An 11,453-nucleotide genomic window follows, 5' to 3' on the forward strand; every position below is an offset into this window, starting at 1 on the left:
GCGACGTCGTAGGGCCGCTGCCCGGCGAGGAGTTCGTAGAGCACCACGCCGAGGGCGTAGACATCGGTCGCCGTCGTGACGGCCTCGCCGCGCACCTGCTCCGGGGCGGCGTACTCGGGCGTCATCACCTGCATCCCCGTCTGCTTCAGGGCCTCGCTGCTGTCGTCCTCGAGCAGCTTGGCGATGCCGAAGTCGAGCAGTTTCACCTGGGGTTCCCCGCGCTCGGTCTCGGCCACGAGGATGTTGGACGGCTTGAGGTCGCGGTGGACGACGAGGTTGCGGTGGGCGTAGGCGACGGCCTCGCAGACCTGGAGGAACAGCCGCACGCGGGCCTCGACCGAGATCTGCGCCTGCTCGGCATAGGCCGTCAGCGCTGTGCCGTCGACGAACTCCATCGCCAGCCACGGCGTCTCTCGCCCGAGCGCCCCCGCGCCGGTCACGCCGCCGTCGAGGAGGCGGGCGACGTGGGGGTGCTCCAGGCGGGCGAGGATCTGCCGCTCGGCCCGGAAGCGCTCGGCGGACCCGGCCGAGGCCAGCCCCGGCGGCAACAGCTTGAGCGCGACCGTCTGCTCGAACGCCCCGTCGGCCCGCTCGGCCCGGTAGACGGTCCCCATGCCGCCACGCCCAGCCTCCTCGACGAGCCGGTACGGCCCCACCCGGGCGTCGAGTGCGCCGGGCCGGACCTCAGCCCCGAAGGCCGGTTCCTCGAACCGGTCGGCGGCCTCGGCCTCGTCGTGCGCCGCGAGGAGAGCGTCGAGGTCGGCGCGCAGGTCGGTGTCGCCGAGACGGTCGAGGAACGCGGCGCGCGCGTCGGGGTCGAGGTCAGCGGCATCGGCGAGGAGCGCCTTGAGGCGTTCCCATCGGACGGGGTCGGTGGCCATAGTCGGGTCGGGAAGGGAAAAGAGCCGGGGGATGATAACCGCGTGCCGGTCAGGACGCAATGCCGTCGCCCCGCCCATGTCGTCGCGGACAGGCGTCGATACCGGCAGACATAGGCTACCAAGCGGCCCGGCAGCGCGGCCGCTCCCCGCGACTGGCGTGAGCCGATCCGTCGAGGAATCCCGTCTTGGAGGGCGAACCCGCTTCGCATCCTTCGACCCCCCCGACCATGACGCGCCTCTTCCTCCTCTCGCTCGCCCTCGTCCTTGCCGCCTGCGGCTCCGACTACGAAGACGACTACGCCAACGACCCCTACGCGGCCAGCCCCTACGCTGAGGGCTACGCTGCCGGCCCCTACGCCGACGCGGCCTATCCGCACGAGGCCTACGCCGACAGTCCGTATCCGCAAGGCCCACCGCCGAGCGGCACCTACCAGCCGGCCGCTGCCGGTCCCGCTACCGGAGGCGCTCAGCGCGTGACGATCATGGACCGGGGGCTGGGGATGCCGAGCGGCACCCAGCTGGTCCCGGCCGGCTGGCACCTCACCCAGAACCTCGCCACCGATCCCAACACGGGACAGCCCGTGAGCCAGGTGCTCGACCTGCAGGGGCCTCGCGGCGAACTCGTCCGCAACCTCGGCCTCGCGCCCTACGGCCCGATGATGGGCACCGACTTCGAGCAGACGTGGCGGCAACTCGCCCAGCACGGCGTGCAGCTCGGCGGCGTCTCCTTCGGGCATATGCAGCGCAGCGCGTCCACTGAGGCGCTGAGCGCCTACCGCCGCGCCGTCGAGCTGGCCGGACGCAAGGGCTTCCGCGCCGAGGCCCTCGAAGCGCCGGTCCAGGGCAGCCGCGACGGGCAGGCCGTGCAGGGCTTCGTCTACGTGATTCGCTTCACCTCGCCCCAGATGCCGGGCGGCGTGCTCCAGGCCACGGCGGTCCTCAGCCCGTCGGACCTCCTCCCGCAGACGCTCCAGACCTACGCCCAGGCGTCCGACAGCTACCAGCCGAACCCGGCGTATGAGCAGCGGATGGAGCAGATCAGCCAGGCCGCGATGCAGCGGCAGAACGCGCAGCACCGGCAGCGCATGGCCAGCAGCCAGGCCCAGCACCAGCAGCGGATGGCGCAGCGCCAGGCCAGCTTCAACGCCCACCAGCAGCGCATGGCCGCCAACTCCGCCGCCTTCGACATGCACAACCAGGCGTGGCAGAACCAGCAGCGCTCGAACGACGAGATGCACCGCCGCACCGTCAACAGCATCACCGGCAGCGTCGACCTCTACGACGCGAACACCGGCGACAGCTACTACGGCGTCGAGAGCGGGTACGACTCCTACTGGACCGACCAGGGCGGTACCGTCGTCGGCACCGAGGGGTACGACAACCCGGACCCGATGCAGTACAACCAGGCCACGGACTACGACGACCTCTACGACCAGGGCGGCTACGACGACGGCGGGTGGTAAGGCGCAGCCTACTGCGGGGCCAGGAGCGGGTGCCGGGGCTTAGGCTTCGGTGCCCGCTTCGGCGTTGTGCCGCCACGCGAGGTAGGCCATGAACCCTGGCCCGAGGCGGAGCGCGTCCTCGTCGATCGTGAAGCGCGGCGTGTGGAGGCCGTGCGTGATCCCCTTCGCCTCGTTGCCGACCCCGAGCACGTAGAACGCCCCGGGCATCTGCTGCGTGTAGAACGCGAAGTCCTCCGACGCGAACCACTGCGGCAGGTCGATCACGCGCTCGGCACCGATGTACTCGACGGCGGCGGCGCGCACCTCGGCCGCGAGGGCCGGGTCGTTCGAGAGCGCCGGGTAGCCGACGACGATCTCGACCTCGCACGTCGCGCCGAAGGCGGCGGCGGTCTGCTCGGCGATGCGGCGGATCAGGTCGTGCGCCCGGAAGCGCCAGGTTTCGTCCATCGACCGGAAGGTGCCCTCGATGTGGACCTCGGCGGGGAGGACGTTCGTCGCGCCATCGGCCGTGACCTTGCCGAAAGAGAGGATACTTGGCACGTCGGGCGGGCTGTTGCGGCTGATGACGCTCTGGAGCGCGGTGAGGACGTGCGCCTGCACGAGGACCGCGTCGGCGGCGAGCGAGTGCGGGGCGGCGGCGTGCCCGCCCTCGCCTCGGACGGTCAGGTAGACCTCGTCGGCGCTCGCCATGAAGTCGCCGCTGCGGACCCCGACCGTGCCGACCGGCAGCTGCGGGAAGACGTGCTGCCCGACGATCCCCTCGGGCGCGGGCGACCCGCTGGCTTCGAGGGCACCCTCGGCGATCATCACGCTCGCGCCGCCGGGCGTCTTCTCCTCGCTCGGCTGGAAGAGGAAGCGGACGCTGCCGCGCAGGTCGGCGCGGATGGCGTGGAGGATCTTCGCCGTGCCGAGGAGCGAGGCTGTGTGGGCGTCGTGCCCGCAGGCGTGCATGGTCCCGTCGTGCTCGGAGGCGAAGTCGAGGCCGGTAGCCTCGTGGATCGGGAGCGCGTCCAGGTCGGCGCGGAGCGCGAGCGTCGGCCCCAGCTGCCCGCCCTCAATCGTCGCAACGACGCCGGTCTTGGCTACGCCCGTCTGCACCGTCACGCCGTCCAGCGCGCCGAGCGTCTCGGCCACGAGCGCCGCCGTCTCGTACTCCTCGAAGGCCAGCTCCGGGTTGCGGTGGACGCGCCGCCGAAGGTCAACGACCTCGTCGAACAACTCGGCATTGAGGGCCTGGATACGGTCTTGCATGTAGAGTAAGGCTCGAATGATATTTTTGTCTAGACGTAATATAATGGAGGTATGATGTTGGGTAGTAACCGCTTACAGTTATAAGATATCTGGATATACTTAGCAAAATGTTAATACTTGTTACAACATATATTGTGTTTGTGGATTCTAATCACTACAATGAGATGTAGCCAAGATCTCAACTGTATCACAAACACCCTACTACCATGCTCGGGTACCTCCATAGCCTAATTGCGCTCGCTCTTCTAATCGTTCCAGGAGCTTTACAGGCACAGCCTCCCTCTACTGTTTCGAGCCAAGCTGAACTCAATGCCCTTAGTGTCGTGGTGGCAGATACGGGTAAAGTGGTGCTCCGTCAAGGCTACTACGAAGCCGGAGATGGCGGAGGCATGAACTTCAGGCTTTATCACGGTTCTAATCCTCTACTGGCGAACTTGCAAGGTAGTATTATTCCAGGCCTCATCTTCCCGGCTGGAGCAAGACAAAGCAAATCAGAATCCGTTACGTTCAGTAGCGCCAACTCGAGGCAAAGGGACACGACATCATGTGCCCCCGTCATACCAGGCTCTTATTCCATTACCCTGAGTGGCACTGACGCGGGGGGTAATTCATATACCGTTGCTCTCGCCGACTCCTCCATGCATGGAGTGGTATGGCAGGGCCGGGAGAATTGGAAACCTCTTCTGAACTACGCGACAGGGAAATTCCAGGAGAGGGAGGGCCCGGGAGGATTCGCCATGAAGGGACTTTTCGCCAGGCACCTCGGAGGGACTAGTCAAGATTCTTGGAGTATTTCTGGCACAGTGGAATACGACTGTGCTCAGGACAATCTCTACTGGGTTGCAATCAGGCCGGAGGGCGGGGCTCTTCTCTCGAATACAACAGAGTGGGACGCTAGGTGGTTTGGAGCGCGGAGCGAGGCGCAAGAGGCCTACTTCGACAACACGGACGCGCTCGGCTGGGCGAGTTGGGGAATAAAGAGATTTAACCAACTGCAGCTGGGTACAGCAGAGTCATTGCATCTCCCAGACCCAGAGTGTTCCACCGCGTGCGACGGAGAACTATACTGGCGCGCAGGAACTGTTCAGCTCCCGAGCGGCGTCATGCTAACCGGCGATGTCGGGGTTACTCTCGCCAGCACAGACTCCACAGACGAGCATGGCAACAACTACCGCCCAGTTGTCTTACCAGAGGTCGCAACCGTTCTGAAGACACTGCCTCCTCCACAGTCGATGGGGTCCATTGTTCTAGGAGGACCTCCACCATCCGTGTGTCCCTCATGCAGAATCCAACTAGACGCTACTCTAGCAAGACGAGATTATGCGGAGCCGTACCACCTCGCTCCTGACGCCCGCATCCTCCTCGCCTATAGCACGAACTCTATTCAGCCAGAGTATGCTGCTTCCTCCTTCAAAGCTCGAGATATCGTAGTCGATGTCTCGTTCAGAGAAGACTCGTTCTACGATGATTTCTACGAAGACAATGGATACTACGACAACACGCCGGGATATCGCATTGACCACGAGTATGCCGAAACGGGTCCCGTCTACACGTACGATGAGTTAAACGAGGCTGTCAGAAACACTCCGGGCTCCATAGGCTTTGCGCAGAGCTCTCACGGTGATAACACTGGGCTTCGGATTCCCAGCAACCAAAAGTTCAACCTGACCAACGTAGGTGTACTCAACACGCATTCTAATGGAGTTCTGAGCTACTGGGTGGATCGACCAGTCCTGCGGTCTGACTGGCACAACTTCCGAGACCTATATTTCAGAGACGCAGGGACCTTCAACCATGCGCTCTATCTGTATGGGTGCACTGAAATAACTAACGTCACGATAGAAGGTGTGGGGTGGGGTCACACTGCACTGCAATGCTCTGAGGTAGAGAATCTGGTGGTTAAGAACCTGATAGCTAACCCTCATCACAGTGAAAGCTATGTTATAGGAGTGAGAGGCGGCGCAAGGTATAGTACATGTCAAGACGCAATTGATGATCCTTACAATATATATAATAATTGCCCTAATAAGATTAATAACTACTACGTCGATATAGGCAACTTTCAAGGAAGTCCCAAGAGTGTATTTGGTGTTGCTGGGCCTGATATAACCATAGAGAATGGAGTTATAGTCCAAGGGGACTTCAAGCAGATGTCACCGTTTGGCGTGAGCCTCAACTACGACGCCGACAGCCTGCAAGCGTACAGCGACAACCACTTCTCAGACCTGACTGTGGTGGCGTCTGATGGAAACGCCGCGTCTGCGATCCTAAATAATGACTGGCATGTGTGGGAGAGCTCAGTCGAAAACGTTGACTTTAAGAATACTTCATCTAGCTCATTGGACTATGACTTTAAATATTGCACCCGCATTCGGGGTGCTACAAGCGGTCGGCCCGGTGGGGGAGACCCGCAGAGTTTCGTATGGAAGAATATAGGAGAAACTGAAGCCGCTCACTGCGAGAAGTTAATACAATACAAACCTTCTAGTAATAGGGAGCGTAGACACTGGTACATAGACTCAAACTTCAGAAATACTAATGCATACTTTATGATAGACGATGGTGACGACAAAGACTCTATCGGAGACTATTGCAGTTCAGGTGCTCCCTGTGCCAAGCTGGACAATACACCTATCTTATTCGTGAACTCGACATTCGAGCTACCAGGGCAGCTCAAGCGCGAGGAGGCTGACCTGTTCTACGAAGTGTCGCGATTCAGGAACGTCGTTAGTGAGGAGGGGTGGGTAAGTGAGGATAGTCTCCTGTGGGTATGTCCTCAGGACACATCAGGTACCTATCAAAGAGCTATTGCAACGAACCTTCTGTGGACGCCCCATCCACTGCGTGGCCAAGTGGAATTCGGAGGAGACCTCGGACCGATTCTCGATGCTGACAGCACCTCGTGGAGCTTCGTTGATGGTGATGGAACGGCTTTCGCAAGCAATGAGACGAAGGAAACCCCCCTCTTCGGATTTGAACTTCCCAACGGGTGCAGTGAAAACGATACATTGACTGTGAATGTCACCGTAGCCAGGCTTCTAGACAAGAGCGGGAATCTGCTAGATGTCCCCGATACAGAGGCCTGGCATGCTGGACAAAGGGTTGCTGCAGAGAATGCCCTAGAGGCTAAGCAAGACGCTGCGCTGCCTGGTTCGCCGCGCCTCGACGCTGTTTATCCCAACCCTTCCAGAGGAGGAGCTATTAGCATTGTCGTAGAAATGCCAGAGCCTGGCCCCGTACGTGTTGACGTATTCGACCTTCTGGGACGGACGATCTCTGTTCTTGCTGATGAGCGTATGGAGGCAGGCAGGCATCAGGCCGAGTTGAACACGCACGGGCTTGGCAGCGGTGTTTACTTTGTGCGCTTCCGCAGCGGCGACGAGGTGCAGACACGCAAGATCACCGTGTTGCGCTAGGCACGGTTCGAATGTTGGGTTGCCGAGTTATGCTACCCAGCCTACGAAAGCGGCTACTCTGTCTGCTGCACTCAAGGCGCAAGTCTCTACGGTTGAGGCTTGCGCTCTGAGTGTAGCATGGATGTTGTGCCGAGCGAAGTCGTGACGTATGCTGGGTCGTCTCTCACCAAACCGTTGTTCCCGTGTGTCGTCACTGTCTATCTCTCGCGCTGCTCCTCGCCGTCTCGCTCGTCGCGCACGGGCAGGCGGCGCAGGACCTCACCCTCCAGGCCCCCGACGCCACGACGGTCGAGATCGACCGCGACGAGTGGGGCGTGCCGCGCATCACGGCTGAGACCGAGACGGGCGTGTTCTTTGGCCAGGGCTTCGCCGCGGCCCAGGACCGGCTCTTCCAGATGGAGAACTTCTGGCGCGCCTCGACCGGCCGCCTCGCCGAAGCCTTCGGCTCGGACTTCGTCGAGAGCGACCAACTCGTCCGCACGTTCTTCTACACCCCCGCCGAGCGCCAGGCGCAGTTCGAGGCCCTGCCGGGCGAGGTCCAGACGATGCTGACGAGCTTCAAGGACGGCGTCAACGCCTACATCGACTCGGTCGCGGCGAACCCGGCGGTGTACCAGCCGGCCGAGTACGCCCAGGCGCCGTTTACGCTGATTGGGATCGAGGCGTGGGACAACGACAAGATGGTGGCCCTGATGCAGTTCTTCATGCGACGCTTCGGCGAGGCGGGCGGGGCGGAGCTGACCCGGCTCGCTGAACTGACGGCGCAGGGGCAGAAGTGGTTCGACGCGAACCGGCCGATCAACGACCCCACGGCCGCGACGACGATTCCGAATGACATCCCGCGCCCCCCGACTGCGCACGAGGTGACTTACCGCGGCCCGGCCGTGGACCCGGCCATCGCGAAGGCGGTCGAGGCGCGGCGCGAGCGGGTCAACCGCCAGTTCGACGCGCTCGGGGTGCCGCGCAAGTTCGGGTCGTACGCATCGCTCATCGGGCCGTCCGTGTCGGCCCCCGGCGACGTGATGCTCCTCGGCGCGCCGCAGATGGGCGTCCCTGCCGTCTCGGCGCCCGGTGACCCGGACCGGGCGGTGACGTGGGAGTGCGAACTCCTCGTCGGCGACGCCGAGGACCCGGCGCTCCACATCGCGGGCATGACCGTGCCCGGCATCCCGGGCGTCATCATCGGGCGGACCGCCGACCGCGCGTGGACGCTCACGAGCGGCGTCTCGGACAACGTCGACACCTTCATCGAGACAACCGAAGACGACACGCTCGACCGCTACTTCTTCGACGGAGCGTTCGTGGACTACGAGGCCATCGACGAGACCATCTCAGTGCTCGGCGGCACGCCCGTCGCCTTCACCCACTACCGGAGCGTCCACGGGCCGGTCTACGCCGACGACCTCGACAACAACCAGGCGTTCACCTGGCAGTACACCTTCTGGGACCAGGAGCTCGACATGGCGACAGCCTTCTACGACCTCTGGAAAGCCGAGACGCGGGAGGAGGTGGAGGCCGTCGGGGCGGCGGTCCCGATGTCGTTCAACCTCTTCCTGAACAGCAAAGACCAGGACATCCGGTTCTGGCACATCGGCTTCTACCCGGACCGCCCGGACGGGGCCGACCCGCGCCTCCCGCTCGTCGGCGACGGCTCGCAGGAGTGGGACGGCATCCGGGCCTTCGCCGAGTTGCCGAAGGACGAGAATCCAGTCCAGGGCTACTACGTCAACTGGAACAACAAGCCTGCCGCCGACTGGGACCACGGCGACATCATGCCCTGGGCCGCCGGGGCCGGGCGGACCTACGACGGGGTCCTCGCGCTCGACAAGTTCGTGGTGCAGGAAGCCCCGCTGACCTTCGACGATCTCAAGGGCATGCACCCGATCATCGACGCGCGCGAGTACCCCGGCACCTACCAGCAGATCGTCCAGCTCAGCGAGACCGGCAGCCGCGCCGAGAACATGGTGCCGCCCGGGCAGAGCGCGTTCTTCAACAACGCAGGCGTGCCCAGCCCCCACGTCGCCGACCAGTGGCCGCTCTACCAGACCTACGAGATGAAGCCCTTCTCGTTCGCCGGCGCGAACCCGGTGGCGGGCGAGCCGGGCGCGGCACCGGGCCGGGCTCCGCGCCTCGGGGCCGTCTACCCGAATCCGCCCGTCGGCGAGGTCACCCGCGTCGTCGTTGAGATGCCGACGGCCGGGACGATGCAGCTTGAGGTCATCGACGTGCTCGGTCGCACGGTGGCCACGCTTCGGAACGGAGCGATGGCCGAGGGCACACATGAGCTTGAGGTCAGCACCCGGGACCTCGGGAGCGGCGTCTACTTCGTCCGCCTTCGCGCCGACGGCCAGACCCAGACGCGCAAGCTGACGGTTGTCCGGTAGCACACCGCAGCAAACACGACGCCCCGAGTCGGCTTGGACCGGCTCGGGGCGTTTCGTGCTCGAACCCTACGTGGGTCAGCGGGCGACGGTGAAGCGCTGAGCTGCCGAAGACGCGCCAGCCTCCAGCCGCACGACGTAGACGCCGCTCGGGAGGCCGGAGACGTCCAGGCGCAGGGTGTGACGCCCCGGGCCAGAGGAAGACGCCGCCTGGCGCACGACCTCACGCCCCAGCACGTCGTAGACCACCGCTCGGACGGGAGCCGACGTCGGCAGCGTGTAGGTCAGCGTCGCGGCATCGGTCGACGGGTTGGGGAAGAGGGACTCCAGGGCGAGCGCATCGGAGGGCGCAGCGGCATCGTCCGTGTCCGTCGTGGCACCGGGCGCGAAGGTCGCGGCGACGAGGCCTCCGGTCCCCGAGGGGAGGCGAAGGAAGCGGGTCGCCGCGTCGAAGTCGGCGTAGGGGACGCCGTCCAGGGTGACGCTCGTGAGGAGCACCTCGCCTTCGGCGGCGGCCAGCGGACTCAGCCGGAGCGTCCGGTCCTCGGCCGCAGGGGCAAAGCGGTAGTGCAGCCGGGCCGGTTGGCCGTGGACGAAAAGCTGACTGTAGAGGTAGGCGTAGTACCCGAGTTCGATAGAGTGATAGGCCGCCTTGTAGCCGTCGCCCTTGAACAGATTCCCCCACTGCGGGATCGTCTCGCCGTAGCGGGTCACGTCGGCGAAGACCTCGCCGTGGAAGGCGTCCTGGAAGTGCTCCATGAAGAAGCGCATCGTCCCGTCGGCCATCGAGAGGTAGGCCGGGTCGTCGGTGTGGCGGTACAGCTCCAGGCCCGCCGTGACGGCCTGCTCCATCTGCCACCACGCCTTCGTGGTGTCGGGCAGGCCCCAGAGTATCATCTCGCCGGTCGTCCGGTCGAAGTCTTTGTAGGGTCCCCCGAGGTCGTGGTCGTAGCCCCGGTCGAGGACGTGCTGCGCGAGCGTCTCTGCGGCACCGAGGTATGCCGGGTTGGGGCGGACCGCGTGGAGCCGTCCGAGCACCCAGGCCGACTTCAGGACGTGTCCCATGATCGTCAGCCGCTCCGAGCCGAGGGGCTGCCACGCGGACGAGTACTTCTCGGCGAAGCCGATGGCCTGGTCCGGCATCGACGCCACGAGCCGGTCGAGGACGTTGGCTGCGAGGGCGTCGAGCCGGGTGCCGTACGCGTCGTCGCCGGAGCCCGTGTAGAGTTGGAGGGCGTGCGTGGTGAAGGCGTCCACGGTCGCGTTGAAGCTCTTGCCGGTGGGAGAGGCCCCCGAGCGGCTCACCCGGTCGTAGTAGCCGAAGCGGGCCGCGTCGCTGTCCCACAGGTGCTCCTCCATCCACGCATACCCGGCGCCGAGCCACGCCGCGTCGCCCGCGCTGCCGGTGGCCTCGACCATCGCCATCGGGCCGAGCAGCGCGTAGTGCTGAATGAAGGCCGTCTTCTGCGCGTTCGGGTCGAGGGCTTGGCCGCTCTCGCTCAGGCGGTTGAACCATCCCCCGTGGACGGGGTCCCAGCCGTGCTCGTACAGGAAGTCCAGGGCACCCCGTGCGTAGTCCAGGTAGCGCTCGTCGCCGGTGAGCTGGAAGGCGCGCGCCATTGCGTAGGCGTTCCGGCTCTGCGTGAGGACGTCCTTGTTGGTGCCCCAGCCGGTGTTGACCGAGCCGTCGCGGGCGATGTTGGTGTAGAATCCGCCGCGCGCCTCGTCGTACGCGTCGCCGAGCCAGAAGTCCGCGTTGGTCTCGACGTAGTCGAGGATCAGTTCTGGGTTTTGGAGGTGCGGGGAGTCCAGCGCTACCTGCGCCTGGAGGGCCGGAGCCCACGGCGCACAGAGGACCAGGACAGCGGCGAGCGCGAGGCGTAGCGAGCGAGAGATCATAGAGCGAGGAGGCCAGAGACGTCGGCGAAGAGCGCTAAGGTACTACTTCGCTCAGCGTCGCGCGCCCTGTCTGGACGTAGGGGCAGCCATGCAGGCTGAACGCCGTAGGCACTAATCCTCTGGCAAGTTGAGACTGACAGGTCACTCCACCTTGTCATCCCG

The 11,453-nt window shown here is 64.4% G+C and carries 6 protein-coding genes; 3 read left to right on the forward strand and 3 right to left on the reverse strand.

All coding sequences use genetic code 11. The features are described 5' to 3' along the window. Positions 1 to 881: serine/threonine-protein kinase (locus AAGI91_08855; GenBank protein ID MEM1042724.1), on the reverse strand; the 881-nt coding region annotated here is incomplete at its 3' end. A gap of 227 nt (positions 882 to 1,108) precedes the next feature. Here AAGI91_08855 and AAGI91_08860 point away from each other — a divergent pair. Further along, entirely contained in the window at positions 1,109 to 2,344 is a 1,236-nt protein-coding gene (locus AAGI91_08860) for a hypothetical protein (GenBank protein ID MEM1042725.1), read from the forward strand. A 39-nt stretch (positions 2,345 to 2,383) separates the two neighbouring features. Here the strand turns inward: AAGI91_08860 and AAGI91_08865 are convergent, their stop codons facing one another. Further along, positions 2,384 to 3,595 carry a M20 family metallopeptidase gene (locus tag AAGI91_08865; protein ID MEM1042726.1) on the reverse strand — a complete coding sequence of 404 codons (1,212 nt, stop codon included), beginning with the start codon at positions 3,593 to 3,595 and terminating at the stop codon, positions 2,384 to 2,386. Positions 3,596 to 3,801: 206 nt separating this feature from the next. Between AAGI91_08865 and AAGI91_08870 the strand changes: the two genes are divergently transcribed. Both AAGI91_08870 and AAGI91_08875 read left to right on the forward strand, forming a co-directional pair. Beyond that, entirely contained in the window at positions 3,802 to 7,011 is a 3,210-nt protein-coding gene (locus AAGI91_08870; GenBank protein MEM1042727.1) for a T9SS type A sorting domain-containing protein, read from the forward strand. A 182-nt stretch (positions 7,012 to 7,193) separates the two neighbouring features. Then, complete coding sequence (locus AAGI91_08875) at positions 7,194 to 9,395, forward strand: penicillin acylase family protein (GenBank protein ID MEM1042728.1); 2,202 nt, start codon at positions 7,194 to 7,196, stop codon at positions 9,393 to 9,395. 75 nt (positions 9,396 to 9,470) lie between these two features. Here the strand turns inward: AAGI91_08875 and AAGI91_08880 are convergent, their stop codons facing one another. After that, entirely contained in the window at positions 9,471 to 11,291 is a 1,821-nt protein-coding gene (locus AAGI91_08880; GenBank protein ID MEM1042729.1) for an AGE family epimerase/isomerase, read from the reverse strand. Between the last annotated feature and the right edge of the window lie 162 nt (positions 11,292 to 11,453).

The sequence above is a fragment of the Bacteroidota bacterium genome (assembly GCA_038746285.1).
Taxonomy (GTDB): Bacteria; Bacteroidota; Rhodothermia; order Rhodothermales; family JANQRZ01; genus JANQRZ01.

Excerpts from the sequence above, each read along its gene's own strand:
- AAGI91_08860 (MEM1042725.1), top strand. The coding sequence starts at position 1,109 with ATGACGCGCCTCTTCCTCCTCTCGCTCGCCCTCGTCCTTGCCGCCTGC.
- AAGI91_08865 (MEM1042726.1), bottom strand. The coding sequence starts at position 3,595 with ATGCAAGACCGTATCCAGGCCCTCAATGCCGAGTTGTTCGACGAGGTC.
- AAGI91_08870 (MEM1042727.1), top strand. The coding sequence starts at position 3,802 with ATGCTCGGGTACCTCCATAGCCTAATTGCGCTCGCTCTTCTAATCGTT.
- AAGI91_08880 (MEM1042729.1), bottom strand. The coding sequence starts at position 11,291 with ATGATCTCTCGCTCGCTACGCCTCGCGCTCGCCGCTGTCCTGGTCCTC.